General features: G+C 58.1%; 34 protein-coding genes. All 34 read left to right on the forward strand.

All coding sequences use genetic code 11. The annotated features are described in order from the left end of the window. Position 1 precedes the first annotated feature (1 nt). The 34 genes from ACKXF9_RS13830 to ACKXF9_RS13995 all read left to right on the forward strand — a co-directional run bounded on the left by ACKXF9_RS13830 (position 2) and on the right by ACKXF9_RS13995 (position 21,346). A complete protein-coding gene (locus ACKXF9_RS13830) occupies positions 2-190 on the forward strand; it encodes a hypothetical protein (protein ID WP_156070653.1) in 189 nt (62 codons plus the stop codon). Between the two features lie 130 nt (positions 191-320). Then, positions 321-791 (forward strand): transglycosylase SLT domain-containing protein, encoded by a 471-nt coding sequence (locus ACKXF9_RS13835; protein ID WP_249258106.1) that lies wholly within the window; start codon positions 321-323, stop codon positions 789-791. Next, complete coding sequence (locus ACKXF9_RS13840; protein ID WP_156070649.1) at positions 792-1,019, forward strand: hypothetical protein; 228 nt, start codon at positions 792-794, stop codon at positions 1,017-1,019. It begins immediately after the preceding gene. Positions 1,020-1,034: 15 nt separating this feature from the next. Continuing rightward, on the forward strand, positions 1,035-1,232 hold the full coding sequence (locus tag ACKXF9_RS13845; RefSeq protein WP_117505089.1) for a DUF6011 domain-containing protein: 198 nt from the start codon (positions 1,035-1,037) through the stop codon (positions 1,230-1,232). Between the two features lie 89 nt (positions 1,233-1,321). Then, entirely contained in the window at positions 1,322-2,353 is a 1,032-nt protein-coding gene (locus ACKXF9_RS13850; protein ID WP_249258107.1) for a hypothetical protein, read from the forward strand. A 2-nt stretch (positions 2,354-2,355) separates the two neighbouring features. Then, positions 2,356-2,733: a hypothetical protein gene (locus tag ACKXF9_RS13855; protein WP_129872742.1), complete on the forward strand. Its 378-nt coding sequence runs from the start codon at positions 2,356-2,358 to the stop codon at positions 2,731-2,733. After that, positions 2,733-6,569, forward strand: a complete 3,837-nt coding sequence (locus ACKXF9_RS13860) for a metallophosphoesterase (RefSeq protein WP_418266556.1) — start codon at positions 2,733-2,735, stop codon at positions 6,567-6,569. The genes ACKXF9_RS13855 and ACKXF9_RS13860 overlap by 1 nt, the downstream gene beginning before the upstream one ends. 28 nt (positions 6,570-6,597) lie before the next feature. Beyond that, positions 6,598-7,431 carry a Lin1244/Lin1753 domain-containing protein gene (locus tag ACKXF9_RS13865; RefSeq protein WP_249235648.1) on the forward strand — a complete coding sequence of 278 codons (834 nt, stop codon included), beginning with the start codon at positions 6,598-6,600 and terminating at the stop codon, positions 7,429-7,431. After that, complete coding sequence (locus tag ACKXF9_RS13870; RefSeq protein WP_238077816.1) at positions 7,379-8,317, forward strand: ATP-binding protein; 939 nt, start codon at positions 7,379-7,381, stop codon at positions 8,315-8,317. The genes ACKXF9_RS13865 and ACKXF9_RS13870 overlap by 53 nt, the downstream gene beginning before the upstream one ends. Further along, positions 8,314-8,871, forward strand: coding sequence for a hypothetical protein (locus tag ACKXF9_RS13875; RefSeq protein WP_238077805.1), 558 nt, complete (start codon positions 8,314-8,316; stop codon positions 8,869-8,871). The genes ACKXF9_RS13870 and ACKXF9_RS13875 overlap by 4 nt, the downstream gene beginning before the upstream one ends. Then, positions 8,835-9,092, forward strand: coding sequence for a hypothetical protein (locus tag ACKXF9_RS13880; RefSeq protein WP_249258108.1), 258 nt, complete (start codon positions 8,835-8,837; stop codon positions 9,090-9,092). Before ACKXF9_RS13875 ends, ACKXF9_RS13880 begins: the two co-directional genes overlap by 37 nt. Next, positions 9,085-9,882, forward strand: a complete 798-nt coding sequence (locus ACKXF9_RS13885; protein WP_249235649.1) for a hypothetical protein — start codon at positions 9,085-9,087, stop codon at positions 9,880-9,882. The genes ACKXF9_RS13880 and ACKXF9_RS13885 overlap by 8 nt, the downstream gene beginning before the upstream one ends. 10 nt (positions 9,883-9,892) lie before the next feature. Further along, positions 9,893-10,570, forward strand: a complete 678-nt coding sequence (locus ACKXF9_RS13890; protein ID WP_249235650.1) for a hypothetical protein — start codon at positions 9,893-9,895, stop codon at positions 10,568-10,570. After that, positions 10,570-11,259: a DUF2786 domain-containing protein gene (locus ACKXF9_RS13895; protein ID WP_129872748.1), complete on the forward strand. Its 690-nt coding sequence runs from the start codon at positions 10,570-10,572 to the stop codon at positions 11,257-11,259. The genes ACKXF9_RS13890 and ACKXF9_RS13895 overlap by 1 nt, the downstream gene beginning before the upstream one ends. A gap of 5 nt (positions 11,260-11,264) precedes the next feature. Beyond that, the gene (locus ACKXF9_RS13900) at positions 11,265-11,825 is read left to right on the forward strand and encodes a hypothetical protein (protein WP_418266557.1); all 561 of its coding nucleotides are present in this window, start codon (positions 11,265-11,267) and stop codon (positions 11,823-11,825) included. Positions 11,826-11,835: 10 nt separating this feature from the next. Further along, positions 11,836-12,561, forward strand: coding sequence for a hypothetical protein (locus ACKXF9_RS13905; protein ID WP_129872750.1), 726 nt, complete (start codon positions 11,836-11,838; stop codon positions 12,559-12,561). Then, positions 12,558-12,746 (forward strand): hypothetical protein, encoded by a 189-nt coding sequence (locus ACKXF9_RS13910; protein ID WP_172694979.1) that lies wholly within the window; start codon positions 12,558-12,560, stop codon positions 12,744-12,746. Before ACKXF9_RS13905 ends, ACKXF9_RS13910 begins: the two co-directional genes overlap by 4 nt. Positions 12,747-12,759: 13 nt before the next feature. Beyond that, positions 12,760-12,933 (forward strand): hypothetical protein, encoded by a 174-nt coding sequence (locus tag ACKXF9_RS13915; protein ID WP_154251255.1) that lies wholly within the window; start codon positions 12,760-12,762, stop codon positions 12,931-12,933. Next, positions 12,930-13,283, forward strand: a complete 354-nt coding sequence (locus ACKXF9_RS13920) for a hypothetical protein (RefSeq protein ID WP_129872751.1) — start codon at positions 12,930-12,932, stop codon at positions 13,281-13,283. Before ACKXF9_RS13915 ends, ACKXF9_RS13920 begins: the two co-directional genes overlap by 4 nt. Further along, complete coding sequence (locus ACKXF9_RS13925; RefSeq protein ID WP_238077799.1) at positions 13,270-13,554, forward strand: hypothetical protein; 285 nt, start codon at positions 13,270-13,272, stop codon at positions 13,552-13,554. Before ACKXF9_RS13920 ends, ACKXF9_RS13925 begins: the two co-directional genes overlap by 14 nt. Continuing rightward, entirely contained in the window at positions 13,532-13,894 is a 363-nt protein-coding gene (locus tag ACKXF9_RS13930) for a hypothetical protein (RefSeq protein WP_238077798.1), read from the forward strand. Before ACKXF9_RS13925 ends, ACKXF9_RS13930 begins: the two co-directional genes overlap by 23 nt. Continuing rightward, positions 13,881-14,411: a hypothetical protein gene (locus ACKXF9_RS13935; RefSeq protein WP_238077797.1), complete on the forward strand. Its 531-nt coding sequence runs from the start codon at positions 13,881-13,883 to the stop codon at positions 14,409-14,411. The genes ACKXF9_RS13930 and ACKXF9_RS13935 overlap by 14 nt, the downstream gene beginning before the upstream one ends. A gap of 211 nt (positions 14,412-14,622) precedes the next feature. Then, a complete protein-coding gene (locus tag ACKXF9_RS13940) occupies positions 14,623-14,883 on the forward strand; it encodes a hypothetical protein (protein ID WP_238077796.1) in 261 nt (86 codons plus the stop codon). Next, a complete protein-coding gene (locus tag ACKXF9_RS13945; protein WP_249235653.1) occupies positions 14,880-15,134 on the forward strand; it encodes a hypothetical protein in 255 nt (84 codons plus the stop codon). The genes ACKXF9_RS13940 and ACKXF9_RS13945 overlap by 4 nt, the downstream gene beginning before the upstream one ends. 79 nt (positions 15,135-15,213) lie before the next feature. Beyond that, a complete protein-coding gene (locus ACKXF9_RS13950; protein ID WP_418266558.1) occupies positions 15,214-15,879 on the forward strand; it encodes a hypothetical protein in 666 nt (221 codons plus the stop codon). After that, positions 15,863-16,108 carry a hypothetical protein gene (locus ACKXF9_RS13955; protein WP_129872757.1) on the forward strand — a complete coding sequence of 82 codons (246 nt, stop codon included), beginning with the start codon at positions 15,863-15,865 and terminating at the stop codon, positions 16,106-16,108. The genes ACKXF9_RS13950 and ACKXF9_RS13955 overlap by 17 nt, the downstream gene beginning before the upstream one ends. A gap of 11 nt (positions 16,109-16,119) precedes the next feature. Beyond that, on the forward strand, positions 16,120-16,296 hold the full coding sequence (locus ACKXF9_RS13960; protein ID WP_129872758.1) for a 50S ribosomal protein L36: 177 nt from the start codon (positions 16,120-16,122) through the stop codon (positions 16,294-16,296). Beyond that, positions 16,293-16,586: a hypothetical protein gene (locus ACKXF9_RS13965; RefSeq protein ID WP_238077791.1), complete on the forward strand. Its 294-nt coding sequence runs from the start codon at positions 16,293-16,295 to the stop codon at positions 16,584-16,586. The genes ACKXF9_RS13960 and ACKXF9_RS13965 overlap by 4 nt, the downstream gene beginning before the upstream one ends. Then, entirely contained in the window at positions 16,583-17,488 is a 906-nt protein-coding gene (locus ACKXF9_RS13970; protein WP_249258113.1) for a Holliday junction resolvase RecU, read from the forward strand. Before ACKXF9_RS13965 ends, ACKXF9_RS13970 begins: the two co-directional genes overlap by 4 nt. Continuing rightward, a complete protein-coding gene (locus ACKXF9_RS13975) occupies positions 17,481-18,122 on the forward strand; it encodes a hypothetical protein (protein ID WP_418266559.1) in 642 nt (213 codons plus the stop codon). Before ACKXF9_RS13970 ends, ACKXF9_RS13975 begins: the two co-directional genes overlap by 8 nt. Before the next feature lie 210 nt (positions 18,123-18,332). Then, complete coding sequence (locus tag ACKXF9_RS13980; RefSeq protein WP_238077788.1) at positions 18,333-18,920, forward strand: ParB N-terminal domain-containing protein; 588 nt, start codon at positions 18,333-18,335, stop codon at positions 18,918-18,920. Next, positions 18,920-19,489, forward strand: a complete 570-nt coding sequence (locus ACKXF9_RS13985) for a ParB N-terminal domain-containing protein (protein ID WP_249258114.1) — start codon at positions 18,920-18,922, stop codon at positions 19,487-19,489. Before ACKXF9_RS13980 ends, ACKXF9_RS13985 begins: the two co-directional genes overlap by 1 nt. 44 nt (positions 19,490-19,533) lie before the next feature. Further along, a complete protein-coding gene (locus tag ACKXF9_RS13990; RefSeq protein WP_249258115.1) occupies positions 19,534-20,508 on the forward strand; it encodes a radical SAM protein in 975 nt (324 codons plus the stop codon). Further along, positions 20,501-21,346, forward strand: coding sequence for a pyridoxal-phosphate dependent enzyme (locus ACKXF9_RS13995; RefSeq protein ID WP_418266691.1), 846 nt, complete (start codon positions 20,501-20,503; stop codon positions 21,344-21,346). Before ACKXF9_RS13990 ends, ACKXF9_RS13995 begins: the two co-directional genes overlap by 8 nt. Positions 21,347-21,352 lie beyond the last annotated feature (6 nt).

The raw sequence follows: 21,352 nt of genomic DNA on the forward strand, positions 1-21,352 counted from the left end.
AGTGTTGGAGGCGAAGCAGAGCGGGAACGTCGTGGAGGACTTCACCATCGGGAACACCCGAATCAAGATTTGCGACGACTTCTGCCGGACCCGGACGAGCGGAGAGGTCAAAGAAATCCTCAACCGCGTCGCACGGAGGACGGTCGGCTCGCTCACGGCAGCCGCCACACCTGATTATGGATGCGCTTAAAAGAAAGATGGAGATTGCGGCCGTTGCGTTTTTCTGCACAGTCACCGCACTCATTGCGGCTTATTCCTGCGCGACGACGGCCGCAGCAAACCTCGCACAGCAGACAGCAGCAGCACCGGCAACGGAATATGTGACGCTCGCCTACATGGAGGTGCAGCCAGAGGCCGAACAGGAGCCGGAGCTCCTCTACGACGTGCCCATGAGCGACGAGCTGCAACGGTACATCCGGGAGCAGGCGGAGCGGCAGGACGTCCCATTTGAAATCGCCCTCGCCGTCATCGAGCGGGAGAGCAGCTACCAGCCGGATGCGGTCAGCGACACCGGAGACTTCGGCCTCATGCAGATTAACATCTGCAATCACCGCTGGCTCTACGAGGAGCTCGGAATTACGGATGTGATGGACCCGGAGCAGAACATCGAGGCTGGCCTATACATCCTCGGGCAGGCGTTCCAAAAGTACGACGACCCGGACAAGGCTCTCATGGCCTACAACATGGGCGACAGCGGCATGAAATCAGCGTGGAGCAAGGGCCAGCACAGCAGCAAATACAGCCGCGCAGTCATTGAGACGGCGCAGGCCCTCAAGAGAAAGGAGCACTAAATGAACTGGAAGATTCACAGAGCGATTCTCATTGCGGCCATCTGGATTGCAGAGGTCCTCTCGGCCGGTATCTGCGGATTCATCGCCGCGCTGGCACTCATTCCGGCCAGCTACGCCGCGCGCGGCTACTTCGCCTTTGGTGGCGAGTGGCTTATCGTGCTCGGCGTCACGCTGCTTGCGTTCCACGTCATCAACAACGCATTCTTCAAGATGCTCAAGGACCACTGAAAGGAGGTGAACCACATGGCTGAACAGAACCTTTTCTGCCTCTGCGGCAGATGCTCGCGCAAGCTGCGCAGCGCGGCTGCCCGTCGCGTCGGTATGGGCTCGACCTGCTGCCGCAAGGAGACGGGCAAGACCATCACCCAGTTGCTCAAGGAGCTGGACGAGCAGGAGGCCGCAGCAGCGGCAGAGCAGCAGGAGCCGGATACACAGGCATAAAAAAAGAGCCGCGCTCGAAAGCGCGACCCTCTTGTCGGACAAGCCTATTGTATCTCGCTCCACATCAAAAGTCAACAGGAGCGTGAACCATGAACGAACAAAACAAACACGCTGCGCTCACCATTGCGCAGCAGTACCCGCCCGCGCAGTACAACCTCCTCGTCCCGATGCAGACCGTGACGGAGATTGCCGACATCCAAAAGCCGGTGATGAACTCCGTGAAAATCAGCACCGACCTCAATGACGGCGAAATCTATGAGATGGAGAAAGCCAAGGACGAGTGGCGCGACAGCAAGGGGTACGTCCACAAAGCGACCCCGGCCAAGTACGCCCTCACCAAAAAGGGTCTCACCAAGCTCATGCGAGCTGCAGGCATCAAGATTCTTTCCAGCCGCCCGGTCGTCCCGTCCACCTGCCAGAAGTGCGCTGAGGTCAACCGCAGCATCGGAAAGCCGATTCGCTGCGGAGGCTGCCCCAACAAGGACGTCAAGCACGAGGTCCGAATCAGCGTCCCGCAGCTCACCGGCGAGAACGTCACCATCGTCGCCCATAAGGAAATTGCGGTGGATGATGTGACGGCTGGGATGACAGAGAAGCAGCGGGCAGAATTTATGAAGTTCCGCAGCGAGATGTGCGAGAGCAAGGCTCTCAACCGCGCCCTCCGCACCGCGATGCAGATTAAGTCCAGTTACCTTATCGAGGAGTTCGGAAAGCCCTTTGTTGTGGCTTACCTCGTCCCGAACCTTGACAATCCGACCGTCCGTGAGGAGGCGGTAAAGTCCATGTTTGGCGCGGCGAATGACCTGTACGGCAGCCGCCCGAAAACCAGCCACACGGTCTATGTGGACGATGACGACGACGGCTATGTGCAGCCGGAGCCGGATTTTGAGGTCGGACAGGAGCAGCCCCAGCAGGAGCAGCAGCCCGAGAGACCGGCGCAGCGGCCTCGCCAGCAGCAGCCCACGCCGAGCAACCGACAGCAGGGCCGGAACGGCGACAGCGAGTTCTGCGCGGACTGCGGTAAGCAGGTCGGCCTCGACGTAGCAGAGTACAGCCGCAAGCATTTCGGCGGAGTGGCTTATTGCCGCGACTGCCAGAGAAACCATACATGGAGGAAATGATTATGATGATTCTTTCGCAGGACGGCATGGTCGCCGTCAATTCGGACAACGTGGCAATGTTTGAGGTCAAGGAGACTGAAACAATCCCTCACGAGGCACAGCTCATGGCGACCATCTTTATTTCCGGCGGCGGACGTTACACCAACGCCGAGCGCACCTGCTGCCCTATCGGGACGTTCCGCAGCCCGGACCGCACCGAGCTCGCAAAGCTCGCGCTGGACTACATTTCGTTCAGCATCAGCTCTGGCCACAAGGTCTACGCGCAGGTTCCGACCGAAGATGAAATGAGGAATATTCAGTGCGCGAAGTCTCGTGCGGATGCAGCGCGGCGCGGCAAGCTCGACGACATCATCAAAGAGCTGCTCAGGGAGGATATGTGATGCTGAAAGTATTGCACACCGGAGACTGGCACATCGGCAGTTTCCCCGGGCCAGAGGTCGGCGGACAGAATGCCCGTTTTCAGGACATCTGCCGCTGCCTTGATTTTCAGGCGATGTACGCGGAGGAGCACCGGCCGGACCTTATCGTCGTCTCTGGCGACATTTTCCATCAGGCCCGCGTATGGTCGGACAGAGGTCTCCGCGAGAGCCGGACAGCCATAGACCACATCCGGCGGCTTTCCAACGTGGCCCCGACCGTCGTGTTGCGTGGCACTCCGAACCACGACAGCGAGGAGCAGTTCGAGATGCTGACGACGGCTTTTTACGGCGATGATTCGGTCAGCGTCGTAACGGAGCCGGAGGTGATCCACATCCACACCTACCACGGGCAGCGCGTAGATGTGGCGTGTATTCCGGGCTTTGACCGTGGCGTACACCGGGCAGCGCACCCGGGCCTCTCTCGAGAGGAGGAAACGCAGGTGTTCACGGACGAGCTGGCAAAGGTCGTTCTCGGCCTGAAAGCACAGTGCGAGCCCGGTGTGACGAGCATCCTGTCTACGCACTTCACTGTCCCGGGATGCAACATGGAGAGCGGCCAGGCCGCGCTATTTGCACAGTTTGAGCCCGTCATCTACCCAGACACCCTGAAAGCTGCAGACTTTGACCTCGTAGCACTCGGCCACATCCACCGGCCGCAGCAGCTCCCGGAGGCAGGCCGTGCGGTGTTCTACTGCGGCAGCATTACAGGCCTCAACTTCAACGACGAGGGCCAGCCGCGAGGCTTTTACATCCACGACATCGACGACGACGGGGAGGCATGGAGTGAGTACATCGAAACGCCCTACCGGGAGTTCGAGACCATCCGCCTCAACGAGGACGATGTCTGCACAATGTTGAGCGCGGAGCGGGTCGTTGTACCTGACCGCCTCAAGGGAAAAATCGTCCGCGTTCTCTACACCTGTTCGGACGAAACAAACAAGGCTTTCAACAAAGCTGTCCTTGAGAAAAGGCTCTATGACGGTGGTGTGTTCTATGTCTCCGAAATCACGCCGGAGGAAATCACGACAAGCGTGAACCGCGACGAGCTCCATGGCGACAACAGCCCGGAGCAGAACCTCGCCGAGTACCTCGCCGAAAAGGAAAAGAGCCCGGAGGACGCCCAGCGCATAATCGAGCTGGCCCGCCCGATTATCTCGGAGGCAATGGAAAAAGGCCGCCTTGAGACCCCGACCGGCTTGTTTATGCCGGTGGAAATAGAGGTCAAGAACTACCGCAACTACCGCGACGAACTGTTCAGCTACGACGGCATTTCCTTTGCAACCATCAACGGCGAGAACGGCGCAGGCAAGTCCAGCCTGTTCATGGACGCCATGCTGGACGCCCTTTTCGAGGAGCCCCGGGAGGGCGACCTCACTGGCTGGATTTGCAACGACCCGGATGCCCGCAGCGGTTCCATCAAGTTCACGTTTTACCTCGGCACCAAGCTGTATCGCGTGACACGCACCCGCACAAAGAGCGGCAAGGCGACGCTGAATCTCTCCGAGTATGTGGACGAGAGCTGGCAGAACCGCAGCGCGGAGAAATACCGCGATACGCAGGCCATCATCGAGAACACCATCGGCATGGACAGCCTGACGCTCAAGGCGACCGGCCTTATCATGCAGGACCAGTACGGCCTCTTTTTGCAGGCCGACAAGGCGGACCGCATGGCAATTCTCGGCAACATCCTCGGCCTCGGCATTTATGACCGCATGGAGAGCATGGCGGCCAACCGGGCAGCAGACGCCAACTGGGAGCTCCGGCGCGTCGCGGATTTGCAGGAGGAGACCGGGCGGACGATGCCGGACAAGGCAACGGTCGAGGCGGCCATGAACAAGACGGCCGTCGAAAAGGCCAGCGCGGTAGCAGACAGGGCCATCCACACAAAGGCCATGAGCGAGGCGCAGACAAAGCTCGACATTGCCAAGCAGGCACAGAAGCGGTCGGAAAAACTCGCCAGCGAGCTCGGCTCTTGGATTGCGGAGAAGAACGCGAACGCCAGCGCGCAGGCTGTTTGCAGAGCGCAGATTTCCGATGCGCAGGCTCTCCTCGATAAGCGCGAGGAGGTAGAGGCAGGCAGCCAGAGTTACGGAAAACTTTCCGCACGGCGGGAGGAGCTGCTGGGAACGGCGGCCCTGATTCAGCCCAAGGAAGAAAAGCTGCGGGACGTTATGGCCGCGCTCTCTGCCCAGCGGAAAAAGAAAGGCAGTCTCGAGGCCGAAAAACTTTCTGCACAGGCAACGTGTTGGAGCTATGAGCAGGCCCTCGCGGACTATGACGAGCTCGAGCGGAAAGCGGCAGACCTCGCAGGAGCGAGCGAACGGCTCACCGCGCTGGAAGAACAGGACGAGCAGTATCTCGCAGCAGACCAAGAGGCCATGAAGCTGCTCCAAACCAAGAACGCAGAAACCGCGCGGATACAGTCTTGGCTCGACATAAAAGAGAACGAGGTCACACATATCCGCTCCCGGGCCATCATGCTCGAGACCTGCGGCTGCCCGGTCGAGAACCCGGAATGCCGTTTCCTGCAGGATGCAGTGGAGGCGAAAAAGAAACTGCCTGCGGCCGAGACGGAACTGGAAACCTACCGGCAGCAGGCTGAGGAGCGCGCCGAGCAGCTCGACGCTGAGTATCAGGCCGCAAAGAAAAAGGCAACGGGCCTCAACTGCCGCAAGGATTTGCAGGCCCAGCGTTTCCTCGTTGCAGACCTGCGGAAAGCCTCGGAGCGGTTCGCAAAGCTGGCGGCGCAGAAAGAACGCCTCGCGGAAGTTAAAGAGCGCATCAAGGCCATCGACGAGGAGCTTGAAACCATTCCGGCCAATATCGAGAGCCTCGAGGCAGACCGTTTCGTCGTTGAGGACGAGCTGAAAAAGCTCCGGCAGAACGCAGCGGAGCTCGCCAGCATTGAGGCGCAGCTTTCGGACGTTAAGAAATACATCGAGCTGGAAAAGCTGCTCCCGGCAGCGGAGGCTAAAAAGAGCGCAGCGCAGACCCGCCTCACGGAGCTCCTGACCTACGCAGAAAAGACCCGGACGGCGATTGATGGCATCAATGCGGAGATTCTGACCCTCGCAAAGGCGCAGGCTGATGTTGACGAACTCAAGGAGCAGTACGCGGAGGCGGATGCAGCCCTCACGGTGGACAATATCCGCATTGAAGAGCTGGACCAGCAGGCCGGACACAGCCGCAGGCAGATGGAAGAAATCGAGACGGCAGAGGCAAAGCTCGAAGTCCTTCGCCGTCAGGCGACGGAACAGGGCCAGCTTGCAGCGGGCTATGAGGAGCTCAAGCGGGCTTTCTCTCAGGACGGTATTCCGCATAACATCGTCCGCAGCATCGTCCCGCTGTTCGAGGCGACCGCGACGAGCATCATCAGCCAGATGTCAGGCGGCCACATGAGCATTGAGATGCGCATGGAAAAGACCCTCAAGAGCAACAGCAAGAAAGAGGTCACCGCGCTGGACATCATCGTAAACGACGCGGCGACCGGAGCTCTGCCCTATATGAGCCGTTCCGGCGGCGAGCGCGTTAAGGCGGCCCTCTCGGTCATCCTTGCGCTGGCAGAGCTCAAGAGCAGCACCGCAGGAGTGCAGCTCGGATTCCTGTTTATCGACGAGCCGCCGTTCCTCGACGACAAGGGTGTACAGGCCTACTGCGACGCCCTCGAGGCCATCCAGAAACGGTATTCCTCGCTCAAGATTATGGCTATCACTCACGACCCGGAGATGAAAGCCCGTTTCCCGCAGGCCGTTGACGTTGTAAAGACGGCGGAGGGCAGCAAGGTCATCTACTCTTGAAATCACCAGCAGAAAGGAGGTGCGAGACTTGGGAAGAAGCAACAGGCAGACCGCCGACTACTTCCCCCATTACGTCGGGGAAAAGAGCCGGACAAAGTTCATCCTTGAAAAGAACTGGGGAAACGACGGGTATGCCTTTTGGTTTAAGCTGCTCGAACTTCTTTGCGCGGCAGACGGCCAGTATTACGACTGCTGGGACAAGATGGGATGGGAGTACCTACTCGCCGTCACCGGAGTTACAGCCGAAACGGCGGAGGCCATCCTGAACACGCTCGCCTCCATGGGAAAGGTGGACAAAGAGCTGTGGGAGAGCTGCCGCGTCATTTGGGTGCAGTCTCTCCTTGAGAACCTCCGCCAGCTTTACTCAAAGCGCACCGCAGCACCGACGAAACCGTCGGTCGATAACTTTCCCGGCCGCAGGGCGGAAAGCCCTGCACAGGAGCCTGCAGCGGCCACAGAGGCGGAGGAAACGCCACCGGCCGTACCGGAGCCCACGCCGGAGGAGCACGACAAACCGAAAGCTCCCCGGCGTAAAGCCGGGAGCCTCTCGGCAGAGCAGGCCGAACGGTTTGACCGCTTCTACGCGGCCTACCCGAAAAAGGTGGACCGGGCCACGGCAGAGCGGGCGTGGGCCAAAATCAACCCGGAGCCGGACGACGCGGCGACCGACAGAATCATCGCGGCGGTTGAGGCCGCAAAGAAATATGACAGCCGGTTCCGGGAGCGGCAATTCACGCCAAACCCGGCAAGCTGGCTTAATGCAAAAGGCTACATGAACGACTACACAGGAGGTGAGCAGCGTGGAAACGATGACGGCTATGCTGGATTCACTCCGTCCGGCGGATTCGGCTCGTTCGGCTGAGACCACACAGCACCGACGGCCGACAAGCAAGGATATTCTGGCTGGTGGTTACAACTGCCAGCGCGAAATCCCGGAGCCGGTCGAGTGCGAGTTCTGCGGCCGGAAACTGTACCACGAGGCCCTCGTGATGGGCCGAACGGTCCTCATGTTTGCCCCGTTCCCGCAGAGATGCACCTGTGAACAGGCAAAAGCCAAATGGGCGGAGGCGGACGCAGAGGAGGCCAGACAAAAGGCGGAGGCCGAGAAAGAGGCGGCGCAGGCCAAACGGCGCGCCAAAATCGAGAGGCTGCTCGGCAGGAGCGGCATCAAGAAACGCTTCCAGCAGCGGACGTTCGCCAACTTCATCCGGGACACCCCGGAGCGGCGGCGGTGCTACGACACGGCCAAAACCTATGCAGACAGCTTTCCACAGCGCGCAGAGCGTGGCGAGGGCCTCTACATAGAGGGAACATACGGAACCGGCAAAACGCACCTCGCGGCCGCCATCGCCTTGCAGCTCATAGGATGCGGCGTCCCGGTCGTCTGCAAGACGTCCGGCGACCTGCTGGCCGACATCAAGGAGGCTTTCGACAACAGCGACGCCACCGAGTACGAGATACTCAAAGCGTACAAAACGGTCGATTTGCTCATTGTGGACGACCTCGGGAAAGAGCAATGTACCGATTGGAGCGTGAGCACCCTCTACTCCATCCTGAACGACCGGTACGAGGATATGAAGCCGACCATCATCACGACGAACTACAACGCCGACGAGCTGGTGCGAGCACTGACCCCGAAAGGCGGAGACGGCACAAAAGCCCGGGCCATCATAAGCCGCCTGCGGGAGGTCTCAACGGTCATCACGATGGCGTGGCCCGATTATAGAACAGGAGGCAGCAGACGTTGAAGTACATGAAATTAACTGACGAGCAAAAAGAACGGCATCCATCAATCCATTATACCGGCAGCGTCCGAGGCATGAAAAAGCTCGGATATTGGGGCAAACATGATGTATGCGTTCGGTGCGGTCAGTACATCTACAACATCTCTATTTGGCTGGACCCGAACCGCTCGAATAAGACCGAAAGGCCAAAAGAGGAGCTGCCGCAGGCGTATTTGGATATTCTCGAGAAACGTGAATGGAGCGTTTGCGATTATACGGACGACGGCCGCGTTGAGCTCGAGTGGTATTCACCGGCCGGAGAGGACTTCATTGTCTGCGTGAAAGTCGAGAACTTCCCGGACGAGATTCTGGACTACTCCGACAGCTTTGACCCGGACGAGCATATTGCGATGTGGATTGAGGCAAAGCAGAACGGTACGAAGGGCGTTCCGGGCGCGCGGCAGATTGTCCACGACGCGGAGGAAATCGAGAAAGAGCTTGACGAGCTCGCATTTGAATTGCAGGAGGCAGAGAGAAAATTATGGCTTACAGATATTACAGCACACGCCGCCCGCTGATGGTGGGCGGAATCCCCTCTACGGAGAGCGTTACCGAAATCGTAAACTTCGAGAGCGGTCGGACCTATTGCGAGGAAATCGACAATAAAGCATGGGGCTACATTGAGTACGCCACACCGCTCGCCCCGCAACAGGCATCCGATTACGAGCTGGTTTTGGCCCCGCAGAAGCCCTCTATCCCTAAACCGCCGCTGAACCGGCAGGAGGTCTACCATGAGTGAGGTGAAAATCAAGGAATTGGACAAGAGCCTCATTCATCAGGCGAACAGCAACAGCATGAGCGGCCAGCGCGGCGACATTTCGGCCCACGAGTACGAGGTCTACTGCCAGAAAGTTATGAGCTGGAACATCCCGGACAGCCGCAAGCAGAAAATCGTGGACCAGATTTATGCCAAGTGGAGCGAGCAGCTCCGGCACGAGGCAGCCCATGTGAGCGTCGCCGTCGCAGGACCGGCGCGGTACAACGCAAAGAAGCTGGACCACAGCGACACCATTCTCCGCCTTTCCTCTGAGTTCGTGGAGTGGTTCAACGGCCTGCAGGAGCAAGTCTGGCAGGGCCGTATCGAGGACAAGGACGCAAAGGAGATTGCGCGGCTGGTCGATGACATCAAATTCTGCATCGAGCGGCCGACGCTTAATCCTACCGCGAGCCTATGCGAGCTCGCCAACAAGGACCCGGAGCTCTTCATGGAGTATTACGAGAAGCTCCATGAAAAGTACCGCTGGCGCAAGAACAGCGTCATCGCCAAGCTCTACGCGGCCGGGAAAGAGGGCAAACTCGCAAACCTGAACCGGCAGAAGTTTTTCGAGGACGAGAACCTCGTCGCCTACACGATGGGCGACCGGGCGTACATCAAGTTCGTTATGAAGCCTCGGCAGCAGCTTATTGTTGCCCTCAAGAGCCGGAAATGGTGGTGGAACAGTTACGAGGAGGCGTGGAGCACATACCTCAACAAGCTGGACGAAGAGTGGGTGCAGAGCATCAGCACCCGGTACGCCGATTACGTTTGAGGAGGACAGCATGAAGCGACTTATGATTATCGGCCTGTGGCCGGACGACGCGGTCAATTATTGCACCGAGAAATGCGACTGCCGCAGGTACGCATTCGACAGGATACTTTACCACAGGGGCGGACGAGCCGCCCGCGAGCGCATCTGCATCCCGGTAGTTGACAGGAGCGGAGCGACAACGACATACCTCGACCTCCCTGTAACACTCCTCGAGGCGGGCGTCGTTTATCTCCGCCTCGACGACGGCAGCGACATTTTTTTGAGCAACACGCAGATGGCGTTAATTGCCAACGAAGTCGAGAGGCAACGCGCAGAGTGCGCAGGAACCGGCCTCAAGACGCTCGGGAAATGGTTTGAGAGCGGCCTCCCGACCGCAGAGGACTATCTCGAACCGGGCGACGAGGTAGACGAGGACCTGATTGGCTACTTTCTTGACGTCTTACCGCCACGCACAAACCGCGCAGGCCTGTTGCAGGTGGGCGGAGAAATCAGCACCGCAAAGGATGTCAACGGACGCTGGCAGCCGACCTACCTTACGTTCAAGCGACAGGGCGGCACATGGCGGTACGCAGGACGGTGTTTTGAGGGCTCTGCGGAGCCAGTTCAGAAGTACCAGTCCTCGCTAGAGAGGATGATGCTTACACGCTGTAAGCTACTGGGAGTTGTAGCGCAGGAGGTTGAAGCCTAATGGACTACAAGGACAAAATCCGAAAGCTCCTCGCTCTTGCAAAGAGCCCGGAGCCGGAGGAGGCAAAGCTCGCCCTGCTCAAGGCCCGCAAGCTTATGGCGGAGCACAAGCTCAGCGAGCGGGACCTCGAGGAACGGAACACTACGGTCATAAAACGGGCCATCGGCGAGAAGTTTTCCAAGAAAGCAAACTCGTGGATGGACCCGCTCTCAATCGTTATTGGAGAAAACTACTGCTGCTCGGCGTTTCGATGCAAAATTAGCGCAAAAACAACCGTTTGGCACGTCGGATTTATCGGCTTGGAGGGCGATATTGAAATCTGCGTAAAGATATTCCGGTATGCGGTCCGGTGCATTAAATCGGAGCAGAAGAAGCTCCGCAAACAGCACCGGGACTATTACACACCGCAGGAGATTGCAAAAATCTGCGATTCCTACGGCTATGGGTTCGCCAGAGGTGTATACGAGGCGTTCACAAGACAGAATGAGGAAAATCAAGAATACGGCCTTGTGCTGAAAGTCCCGGAGGAGGTCAAAGACGAGCTCGAAAAGATTGGACCGCCGAAAGAGTTCAAAAAGACGCCCCAGCCAAAGACGGTTGGAGAGCTCGACGCAGCATGGCGCGGCGTCGAGGACGGCAGGAAATTCGACCCGTCAAACAAGCTGGAAGAAAAGAAACAGGAGGCATAACCGACATGGCAAGTACGAAGTTTGAAGTCTCGATGGAAATTTTCAAGTTTCAGGGAGAACCGGATGTGAGCGTCACGCTGACCGGCAAGAGCCCCGCAGAGCTCGACACCGCGCTCAAAACACTCGAGACCATCGCCAAGACCACGACGCTGTACAACGGCGACAGCGCGCCGGAGGCGGAAAAGAGCGTCACCAGCGAGCCGAAGCAGGCCGCCTCGGTAGTTTCCACGGCGGACAAGAAAGCCCCCCCCCAGAAGCCGGTAAGCTGGCTTACGCCCGTCGGCGCAAAGGGGCTCATGCTCCTGCGCTGCCCGAAATGCAAGAGCGAGTTTGTACAGTTCTTGCGCGAACCGCAAACGACCAACGAGTGCCGGAAGTGCGGCGCGAAAATCCCGCTGGACGCGCTGGCACGGTTCGAGTTCACCTGCCCGGTCTGCAAGAAGGAGAGCTACGGTCGGACGAACGTCGAGGACGCCGAAATCGTAAACGAGAAGTTCTCCTGCGTTTGCGGCCGGAGCATCCCGAAGCTCACGTGGAACCCGGCCAAGCGTTGCTATACGACGTAAGGAGGGCTGGATGATGAAAGCACTGACCCACAACATCCAGCAGGAGCGCGAGGACCAGCGCGACCGCTCCGCGCAGCTCTTTATGTGGTGCATCGTCGTTTCTATGCACCAAGACGACGGCATTGGCGCGTCCCGCCTCCTGCGGGCGTGTAACGAGATGGACGCTTTTGAGAAAAAATACCAGACGGCTATCCTATACGGCAGCAGCAAGAACGCAACGGACGCCATGAGGGAGAACCTCAAAGGCATCTGTGATTTTGAGGTCCGGCTGCCGGTTGACCGAGCTCCGAGAGGACGCCGGGAGGAGCAGCTCCGCATGGCAAGCAATCAGGGCGCAGAAATCGCGTGGCTTGTTATGGCGGCCACCTGTCACGAGACGTTCGGCTACGGGAGAGACCGGCTGGCGCGCCTCAAGCAGAACTCCATGAACAACTACAAGCAGTACCTCGAGTGGGAAAAAGAGGATAAGGACCTCGCCCTCGACCGTCTGCGCAGATGCGTACAGGACGCCCTCAAAGAGGACCTCCGCGTCACTGACACCGACGACCGCAAGGGGATGCTTTCGACCCCGGGCAGAGGCCCCAGCGTATACGAGACGGCCGCTGTCTACTCGGAGATATTCAGGAGGGCCAGAGCAGCCCGGGCAGTGGCTCCGCTCGCGGTATACAGCGCAGCGAAGTACGACGAAACCATGACGGCCGCCCGGAAACGGGCCAGCGTTATGCTCGGCTTATGACTATCTGCCCGAAAGAGTGCCCGGACAGACACCCGGGATGCCACGACCATTGCGAACGGTATGCGGAGAACAAGGCGGCATACCAGAAGATGAAGCAGGAGTACGACGGGAGCGTCCGAAACCCCTACTGCCGTAGGTGGACGCACCGAGCCATCGTGCGCAGTTTCAAGAAGAAATTCAGGTAAAGGAGTGGTGACTATGTACGAGGTTCTTTTAGAGCTTGACGACCTGCTGGAAACCTTAACTTACTGGCTTTCCTTTGCGGCCGTCGCCTTGTCAGTAATAGTTGTTGTGGCCTATGTATGGTGCAAGGCCGCCGAGCAGAAAGCAACCCGGGCGGAGCCCCGGAAAAGAAAGGATGGGATGACATGAAACAGAGCGAAAAGCTCACGCAGCTCCTTGAGCTCATGCAGGCAAACCCGGAGCTCCCGGTCATTCCCTGTGTAGATGGGGATGTTGTCAGCGGCGACGAGTATTACTGCTGGCTTGGCTCATGGGGAGAGAGCGCGGTTCAGGAGTTCGTCATCGGCAGAGAGAGAACCTACTACCGGGAGGACGATATTTCAGAGATGAACGACGTCCTCTGTGAACACTATGACCCGGAGCTCGTGGACAACATGACGGAGGAGGAGACGCGGGCGGCGTACAACGCGCTCCCGTGGAAGAAAGCCATCTTCGTCGATGTTCACCAATACGAGGAGGAACCGGATGCCGAGGTATGATGTGTTCCTTGAGGGCAGGGCAGAGAGCTCCACCTGCTACTTCGGCGTCGCAGTCATGGCAGACGACCAAAAAGAGGCGGAGTACCTCGGACACGAAGCAGGGCGGAAGAAACACCGCGAGTGTGACGAAATCGAGGTCGTCGGCGTTATGCCGGTGATTTCAGCCCGGAACGCCGGAAAAGGGAGGCTCTGCCAGCGCATTCCGCTCAAAGAACGCGCTTTGAAGTTTGTAAAGGAGGCTATCAAAAATGGAAGAAGTAAGATTGATTGACGCGAACGCTTTGCACAAGCGCATCGAAATGAATCTCCATGCCAGTAACCCGTTCACTATTGAAGAATGCTGCTATAAGGACGCCCTGAACAGCGTGGATGAGGCTCCCACCATCGACCCAGAGAGCCTGCGCGGTCATGCCAAGTGGGTGAAGGACAAGGAATTGAAGTTTATCATCGTCGATGATGAAAACAACAGTCACGAGGAACCGGCAATTCGCTGCACCCATTGCAATGCCAAAATTTCGCAAAGCGATTTCGACAGCTGGGTCTGGAACTTCTGCCCGGTCTGCGGGTTCAAGATGGAGGATGAAACGGAGGAGCAACATGAAACCGATTAACGCAGAGGAAATCGTCCGTGTATTCAACGGCTGGCTCGAGGAGGCGGACAGCCTCGCAGAGCGGGAGGCCATCGAGTGCTGCATTGACCACATTCGGGACGCCCCAGCAGTCAGTCAGCAGGAGCTCCGCAGCTATATGCTGCCGTGGTTCAGCCCATTCGCGGCTCCGTGGTGCGGGAAGATTCAGCGCGCTTTCCCGAAAGCCTACGTCACCATGAACTTCGAGCTGATTCTCGTCCCGAGGACGAACACATACATCAACCTCAACCACTGCAGCACCCCGGACGAGTTCAAGGCGGAGGTCATCGAGGGTGTATCGCGGTTTGCGTTCAAGGCGTTCACAAAGCCGCTGCGCAAGGAGCATCTCGACGGCATCAACAAGCTGCTCGACACCAAATTCACGCCGGAGGACATGGAGTACATCTACACCAACCTCGGCAACGGCATCAACCACGAGCTGTGCATGAAGTTTGTCAAGAGCGGGTATGACCTCAAAGTAATCGAGGAAAGCGTATGAACTGCCAATTTTGCGAAGATTACGAGTGGAGCAAGAAGCACAGGCCAAAGACCGGCAGAGAGTTATACACAAAGTATTACGTCTGCCTTTATGAGAGAACCCTCAGAAAGGGCTGCGGGCTTGCCTCAACCTACACTCACAAAAGACGGCCGCTGAACTTCTGCCCGGAGTGCGGCCGCCAGTTGAAGAAAACAAAAAAGGAGGATGAAACGTGAACGGAGTCATTCGGGGCCGATGCCCGAGGTGTGGCGGGAAAATTATTTATTCGGAATTTTACCAGAACGCACGGGACTACACAATCCGAAAAGACGGAAAAGTTCCGAAACGCTATGTATCCAGAAGCGGAGAACTAAGCGAGAGCGTAGCGGCCTGTGAAAACGGTTGCGGCGCATACTGGGAAGATGAAGATTTTTCCATCGGGCAAGACGGGATGTTCTACGACAATAAATACACGGAGGATGGGCAGGAATGAAAGAAAGACAAGTAGAGATCCTGCCCTGCCCGTTTTGCGGAGCGAATCCGTGCCGCATTGCAGAAAAAAGGGAGGTCGTCAATACCGAAACCGGTGAAGCGATAAGTAGTAATATCGGCATTACGTATTGGAAGCATCCCGAAACGCCTGATTGCGTTTTGGGATTCGGGATGTTTTTTCTCGACACGCCAGACGACATCCAAAGGTGGAACAGCAGAACCGATAAAGCAAAATCTAACCCCGAAACTTGAAAATGATTCAAGCGCATTTCAATCTTTAACCATCAAATTTGAAAATTGGAGGATAAAATTTATGTTTCCGCAGAGAAGAATGACGACCGACACCCCGGATGGGAATTATGAGCAGGCTCTCAACCTGTTCGTGCGCGGCGAGGACGGCTGGGTGCAGATGCCCAGCCGGAGCATCAGCCTCAACGACTACATGAAGCAGCTTATCAAGGCGCACAACGCAGATATTGACACCGAGGGAACTCCGGAGGAGTTCGACATGACCCTGTGCGAGCATCTGTTCGACGGCCCGGAGACCATCGAGGGCCTGCTTGCAGAGCACTACACCCTCTCGTGGGCTCTCGCCTCGTTGCGCGACAAGCTCAAGCACTACGAGGACGCGCTCATTCCGGAGATTATGCCGGAGGGCTTGCAGACCATCGACCGCGCCATCGGCACTTACGGCAAAGACGCCCAGCTCACCAAGGCTGTGGAGGAAATGTCGGAGCTCACCAAAGCCCTCTGCAAACTCAAAGAGTGCAAGCGCAAGTATGATACCCCGTTTAACAGGGAGACGCAGGAAGTACACTCGAACATCGAGGAGGAAATTGCTGATGTTTTCATCATGCTGGTGCAGCTCTTTGCAATTTTTAACCCTCACGAGCTGGTAAACATCACGAAAGTCGTATGGGACAAGCTCGACCGGCTCAAGGACAATCTGGACAAAGAGGCAGCAAAGCAGGAGGCCAGCGATGCCGGAAAAAAGTGAGTTCGACAAGGCACTCGGCGAGCTGCACGACCTGACCGAGTGGGAGGACGCGGAGGCAGCCATCCGGGAGCTCCACGCGCGGGGGCCGGAAATTGAGCGGCTCTATCTCGACAGCAAGATTCTCCCCGGAGAGCTGCGAGCCCTCGTTATGGTGAGTAACTGCCTCGAGCGTGAGTTCATCCATCGGCAGCTTGCCACCGGGCAGCCGCTTCACATGAATGTTTTATAGGAGACAGCACAATGAGCGATGATGGTATGTTTTGCCCGTACAAGAAAAGCACGAAACGGGAAGTGAGCTACTCGTGGATTAGCCGGACCGAGATTACAACGGAGCGTTTCGGCTGGTGCTCGGAAAAGAAGTGCATGGCCTATGAGAATGGCCGCTGCAAGCGGCTGGAAAGAGAGGGAACCCAGTGAAGAAAAGAAACTGCCGGATGACCGGCGAGGAGAAGAATGTGCATGAGCGCGCCGTGAAGCTGCGCAAGATGACCGACGACAAGCTCGTGGAGCACATCGACCACATCCGGGAAGAGGCTTACAACACCGGCTACTCCGAAGCCGAGGCCCAGCGCGCATCGACCCCGGCCCCGGGCAAGACCCTGCCGCAGCTCCTCGAGCAGCTCAACGCCGGAGAGTGCAAGGGCATCAAGAGCGCGACCGCCTACAAAATCGAAGAGTTCGCCCGCCAGCAGGGCTACCTCGAATGAGCGGCGCGGTAAAGGACCCGCTCCGGGCATTGCAGGGAGCCCGGAGCCGCGCGCAGGGCGGGCAGCTCGAGGAGAGAATCGAGGCATCCTGCACCCGGCTGGCGGAGGCAGGCCGCGCGGACATCAGCAAGACACCGGAGCCCATGCGGCCGGTAAGCCAGCCGAACAAAACGGGCCAGTTCCGCGCAGTCTACACCAAAAAGGCGGAACCAGACTTCAAGGGCGTCATGCTCGGCGGCCGCGCGGTGATGTTCGAGGCAAAGAGCACCGGGACCGGCAGGCTGAACAAAGACCGCGTTCTCCCGGAGCAGGCCAAAAAGCTCGATTCCTACGAAGCCCTCGGCGCGCACTGCTTCATCGTCGCCACATTCGACGGGCTACGGATGTACAGAATCCCGTGGACAGTCTGGCGCAGCATGAAGCAGCGGTACGGCCGGAGCTATGTCACGGAGCCGGACCTCAAGGAATACGCGGTACGGTTTGGCCCGGGCTTTACCCCGGACCTGCTGCGGGACATCCCCACGATGGACGACATCGACCAGCTCTCGTGCGCGAGCGACGTGCTCACGGCGTTCTGCGGGATGTCCTACGGGACGAAGCCAGAGACGGACGAGTGGCGCGCGGCCGTGTGCAGGTTGAGCCGCCTGATGAACTGGACGACGCCGGAACGCTTTATGCTGGTGAACGAAATACGGAGGGAGCAGCCGAACATGGAAAAACCGATATTCTCATTTATGGGTGTCCCCATCACGGAGGACAGCGCGGGCAAGCTCGCAGAGGCCATGAAGAAAAGCGGGGTCTCCGCACTCGAAGTGGTGACTGCCTGTGAGACACTCAAGAAAATTTCCAAAGCCTTGCTCGACGAGCTGCCGGGTGTTACCGAGGAGGAACATAATGACTGAAAAAGAAATTGTGGTAATGGCCGCAGAGGTGGCGGCAAAGGCGGCTGTTGCTGCCGTTCGAGCCATCTTGGGGAAAGAGATACAGGAGAGCGTAGAAGCCGCTGTGACGGACGCTGCCCGCCTCGGAGCGGAGGCCAGCATCAAGGCCGTGGAGCAGGAGCGCAAGAAGTTCCGGGACAGCCGTAGCGACCGGAGATTCCGTAACACAAAGCTCCTGCTGCGTAACTATACCACGCTTAATGCCAACTGTGCCAATGCAGTATACGACGCGGCCAGCGCAGCGACCGGCGAGGAGAGCGTTGAAGAAATTGTGGAGGCACTGGACGAGCTGCTTGAGGACGACCTCAAGGTAGAAAGCATCATGAAGTCCGCAGCCCGGACGCAGATTATCATGCGCCATGTGAACCGGATGCTCGACATCTACAAGGCGGTATGCGGGAACAGTTTGGACGAGGCCGAACAGAGGCACTACCGCGTTATCGAGGCCCTGTATCTGCGGGACCGGCCCCTCTCTCCGGCCGCCGTAGCAGAGATGGAAAGCATCGACAAGAGAACCGTCTACAAGGATGTGGACGTAGCCTGTGCCACACTGTCGGCCTTGATTTTCGGCATCGACGGCATCAAGAAGGCTTAACTATGTAACGAAACGACCCGTTCTGGGGCATAAACGCGGCATTGACAGGGCGCAAGGTCTGAGATACAATGTAGGCGGTAAAACCGCGCACAGAGACAATTTCTTGGCATCATAATAAATTCCCCTTCTTGACAAAGGACCGCCCGACTCCGGGCGGTCCTTATTTTTTTATGTGTTATAGACCCGAAAAGGGTCGTGGAGGAACGGCAGATGAAAATTATCACCCTGCCGGTGAGCGACCTCCATCCGGCGGACTACAACCCGAGGAAAGACCTCGCACCGGGCGACAAGCAGTACGACAAGTTGGCCCGGAGCATCGAGACTTTCGGCTATGTTGAGCCCATCGTATGGAACCGGACCACCGGCAACATCGTAGGCGGCCATCAGCGGCTCAAGGTGCTGGTGGAGCAGGGCTACAAGACGGTCGAAGTCGTCGAGGTCGAGCTCAACGAACAGGAGGAGCGCATCCTTAACGTCTCGCTCAACAAAATCTCCGGCCGGTGGGACAACGAAAAGCTCACCGCGATTCTGGACGAGCTGAAAGAGCAGGACGAAATGGCCCTCACTGGTTTCGAGGACTGGGAACTCGACGCCCTCAAGGTGACATACGACCATATCGAGGACCTGCTGAACGAGGACTTTTCCGACACCGGCAAGAGCGAGCCGACAAGCTACACCATGACGTTCACCCTGCCCGAGGAGGTGCATGAGGCAATGGATAAGTACATTGACGAGAACCCCGCAGGCAAGGTCGAACTGGCGCAGTTGCTCGTGAACAAGGCGAAGGGGCTTATCTGATGGAAATTATCAAAAAAAGAATCACCGACATGGAGCGCGCGGAGTACAACCCTCGCGTGGAGCTGATGCCCGGTGATGACGAGTACGAGAAGCTCAAGCGGAACATTGAGCGGTTCGGCATGGTCGTCCCTGTCATTTGGAACAGGCGCACCAACCGCGTCGTGTCCGGCCACCAGAGGCTCACCGTCCTTATGAACGAGGGCGTAACCGAGGTGGACGTGTCCGTGGTGGACCTCGACGAGACCGCAGAAAAGCAGCTCAACATCGCTATGAACAAAGTGACCGGCGAATGGGACGAGGTAAAGCTCAAGGAGCTGCTGGACGGCCTTGGAGACGCAGCCCCGGAGACGGGATTCGACCTGTACGAAATCGAGGCCCTTGAGAACAACGTGGACGCCCTCGTGGACGGCGACTTCCTCGACAGCGAGCTCAAGAGCATCGAGGAGACGTTCAACATCTCGCTCAAGTTTAGCGCGGAGGACCGCGACGTCCTGAAAGAGTACATAAAGGACAACGGCAAAGAGGACCTTGTTGCCGTCATCGTCCAGAAGATTAGAGGTGAGATTTAATGGGCTGCAAATGCGGGAGCCAGATTATTCTCTGTAACCTTCCTGTGCGTTTCGACACCTATCGCGGCTGCTCACACGGCTGCCGGTACTGCTTCGCACAGAAGAAGAACGACATTAGCCACATCGAGCGCGACGAAAGCGTAGACGGCCTGCGCTCCTTTATCGAGGGCAAGCGCGGCAACGAAACGGAGTGGTGCGACTGGAACATCCCTATCCACTGGGGAGGCATGAGTGACCCGTTCCAGCCGGTCGAAAAGCAGATTCGCGCCAGCTACGAATGCCTCAAGCTGCTGGCGGAGACGAAATATCCGTTTGTGGTGAGCACAAAGGGCCGCCTCATTGCGGACCCGGAGTACCTCGACCTGCTGGCACAGTGCAACTGTGTGCTGCAAATCAGCATGGTGTGCAGCAAGTACGACCGCCTCGAACGCGGGACGCCCAGCTACGAGGAGCGGCTCGCCATCCTCAAGACGGTATCGGCCAGAGTGCAGCGCACCATCGTCCGCATCCAGCCGTATATGCCCGAGGTGTTCCATGACGTTATGAAGAACATCCCTCGCATCGCGGAGGCAGGAGCCTACGGCGTCATCGTGGAGGGCATGAAGTTCTTTAAGGCCAAACCCGGCATGACGAAAATCGGCGGCGACTTCTGCTATCCGCTGCCCCGCCTCCGGCACGATTTTGAAGCCATCAAGGCGGAGTGCCATCGGTACGGCCTGAAATTCTACAGCGGCGAGAACCGGCTCCGCGCGATGGGCGACAGCATGACTTGCTGCGGCATCGACGGCCTGCCCGGATTCCGGCCGAACGAGTATAACCTCTGTATGCTGATGAACGGCAAGAACCCGGAGCCGACGGAAAAGATGAAAGAAGTCGGAACAGGCGGACCGTTCAAGACGCTGAACCAGAGCGCGGGCAGCGGGCGCAAAATTGCAAAGCAGAGCTTTTACGGCCTGATGCAGGAGGAGCTTGCCAAAAAGACCGACTACCACAGAAAGGTGTTTGGACTGGATGAATGAGTACAGCCTGACGCCGGTTCAGGAGGTAGACGGGCTGCGCATCAAGCGGGACGACCTTTATGCCCCGTTTGGCCCCGGAGAGGTGAACGGAGGAAAGCTCCGGCAATGCGTGATGCTGGTGAACAGCGTCAAGAAGGACTACAAGAGCCTGCTGACGTATTGCAGCATCCACTCCCCGCAAGTACCCATCACCGCAGCAGTGGCCCGGGCGAACGGGATGTCGTGCAGAATCGTGTACGGCGGAACCACCCGGGAGAGCGTTGCGGCTCTGCCTATGCCCCGGCTGGCGATGAAATATGGGGCGTCCATAGTGCTCGCAGCACGTTCCGGCCGCCACAGCATTTTACACGCCCGCGCAAAAGAGCTGGCGGCGCAGGAAAACAGCTTTATTGTCCAGTACGGCATCAATATCATCGGGTACGGCGACACGCTGCTAACCGCAGTTGCGGCGCAGACAGAGAACCTCCCGGACGATATAGAAAACCTCGTGATGACCTGCGGCAGCGGCATCACCGCCACAGGCGTGATGATAGGACTGCACAGGTACGGGAAACGGGTCAAGAGGATGCACCTCGTAGCCACGGCCCCGGACCGGCGCGGATTCATCCATGAGACCCTCAAAAAGTACGGCGCAGACCGAGAGTTTGAGTACCACGACCTTTTCCACAGCCCCGGATTCGTTTATGAGAAGCCCGCAGCGGCTACATGGGGGGGCATTCGCCTGCATCCTCATTACGAGGCAAAGACGATGCAGTGGTTTAGAAGCTCCGGCATCGCACCGGAAAGCACCCTATTCTGGATTACGGGCGCGGAGCCTCGCAGCCCGGGACAGAGCTGAAAGTGA

Source organism: Faecalibacterium sp. 9 (genome assembly GCF_048320955.1).
GTDB lineage: Bacteria > Bacillota > Clostridia > Oscillospirales > Ruminococcaceae > Faecalibacterium > Faecalibacterium wellingii.

What these genes read in the sequence shown, in the direction of transcription:
- ACKXF9_RS13840 (WP_156070649.1), top strand. Translation starts at nt 792, where the DNA reads ATGAACTGGAAGATTCACAGAGCGATTCTCATTGCGGCCATCTGGATT.
- ACKXF9_RS13845 (WP_117505089.1), top strand. Translation starts at nt 1,035, where the DNA reads ATGGCTGAACAGAACCTTTTCTGCCTCTGCGGCAGATGCTCGCGCAAG.
- ACKXF9_RS13850 (WP_249258107.1), top strand. Translation starts at nt 1,322, where the DNA reads ATGAACGAACAAAACAAACACGCTGCGCTCACCATTGCGCAGCAGTAC.
- ACKXF9_RS13855 (WP_129872742.1), top strand. Translation starts at nt 2,356, where the DNA reads ATGATGATTCTTTCGCAGGACGGCATGGTCGCCGTCAATTCGGACAAC.
- ACKXF9_RS13860 (WP_418266556.1), top strand. Translation starts at nt 2,733, where the DNA reads ATGCTGAAAGTATTGCACACCGGAGACTGGCACATCGGCAGTTTCCCC.
- ACKXF9_RS13870 (WP_238077816.1), top strand. Translation starts at nt 7,379, where the DNA reads ATGACGGCTATGCTGGATTCACTCCGTCCGGCGGATTCGGCTCGTTCG.
- ACKXF9_RS13880 (WP_249258108.1), top strand. Translation starts at nt 8,835, where the DNA reads ATGGCTTACAGATATTACAGCACACGCCGCCCGCTGATGGTGGGCGGA.
- ACKXF9_RS13885 (WP_249235649.1), top strand. Translation starts at nt 9,085, where the DNA reads ATGAGTGAGGTGAAAATCAAGGAATTGGACAAGAGCCTCATTCATCAG.
- ACKXF9_RS13890 (WP_249235650.1), top strand. Translation starts at nt 9,893, where the DNA reads ATGAAGCGACTTATGATTATCGGCCTGTGGCCGGACGACGCGGTCAAT.
- ACKXF9_RS13895 (WP_129872748.1), top strand. Translation starts at nt 10,570, where the DNA reads ATGGACTACAAGGACAAAATCCGAAAGCTCCTCGCTCTTGCAAAGAGC.
- ACKXF9_RS13900 (WP_418266557.1), top strand. Translation starts at nt 11,265, where the DNA reads ATGGCAAGTACGAAGTTTGAAGTCTCGATGGAAATTTTCAAGTTTCAG.
- ACKXF9_RS13905 (WP_129872750.1), top strand. Translation starts at nt 11,836, where the DNA reads ATGATGAAAGCACTGACCCACAACATCCAGCAGGAGCGCGAGGACCAG.
- ACKXF9_RS13910 (WP_172694979.1), top strand. Translation starts at nt 12,558, where the DNA reads ATGACTATCTGCCCGAAAGAGTGCCCGGACAGACACCCGGGATGCCAC.
- ACKXF9_RS13915 (WP_154251255.1), top strand. Translation starts at nt 12,760, where the DNA reads ATGTACGAGGTTCTTTTAGAGCTTGACGACCTGCTGGAAACCTTAACT.
- ACKXF9_RS13920 (WP_129872751.1), top strand. Translation starts at nt 12,930, where the DNA reads ATGAAACAGAGCGAAAAGCTCACGCAGCTCCTTGAGCTCATGCAGGCA.
- ACKXF9_RS13925 (WP_238077799.1), top strand. Translation starts at nt 13,270, where the DNA reads ATGCCGAGGTATGATGTGTTCCTTGAGGGCAGGGCAGAGAGCTCCACC.
- ACKXF9_RS13930 (WP_238077798.1), top strand. Translation starts at nt 13,532, where the DNA reads ATGGAAGAAGTAAGATTGATTGACGCGAACGCTTTGCACAAGCGCATC.
- ACKXF9_RS13935 (WP_238077797.1), top strand. Translation starts at nt 13,881, where the DNA reads ATGAAACCGATTAACGCAGAGGAAATCGTCCGTGTATTCAACGGCTGG.
- ACKXF9_RS13945 (WP_249235653.1), top strand. Translation starts at nt 14,880, where the DNA reads ATGAAAGAAAGACAAGTAGAGATCCTGCCCTGCCCGTTTTGCGGAGCG.
- ACKXF9_RS13950 (WP_418266558.1), top strand. Translation starts at nt 15,214, where the DNA reads ATGACGACCGACACCCCGGATGGGAATTATGAGCAGGCTCTCAACCTG.
- ACKXF9_RS13955 (WP_129872757.1), top strand. Translation starts at nt 15,863, where the DNA reads ATGCCGGAAAAAAGTGAGTTCGACAAGGCACTCGGCGAGCTGCACGAC.
- ACKXF9_RS13960 (WP_129872758.1), top strand. Translation starts at nt 16,120, where the DNA reads ATGAGCGATGATGGTATGTTTTGCCCGTACAAGAAAAGCACGAAACGG.
- ACKXF9_RS13970 (WP_249258113.1), top strand. Translation starts at nt 16,583, where the DNA reads ATGAGCGGCGCGGTAAAGGACCCGCTCCGGGCATTGCAGGGAGCCCGG.
- ACKXF9_RS13975 (WP_418266559.1), top strand. Translation starts at nt 17,481, where the DNA reads ATGACTGAAAAAGAAATTGTGGTAATGGCCGCAGAGGTGGCGGCAAAG.
- ACKXF9_RS13980 (WP_238077788.1), top strand. Translation starts at nt 18,333, where the DNA reads ATGAAAATTATCACCCTGCCGGTGAGCGACCTCCATCCGGCGGACTAC.
- ACKXF9_RS13985 (WP_249258114.1), top strand. Translation starts at nt 18,920, where the DNA reads ATGGAAATTATCAAAAAAAGAATCACCGACATGGAGCGCGCGGAGTAC.
- ACKXF9_RS13995 (WP_418266691.1), top strand. Translation starts at nt 20,501, where the DNA reads ATGAATGAGTACAGCCTGACGCCGGTTCAGGAGGTAGACGGGCTGCGC.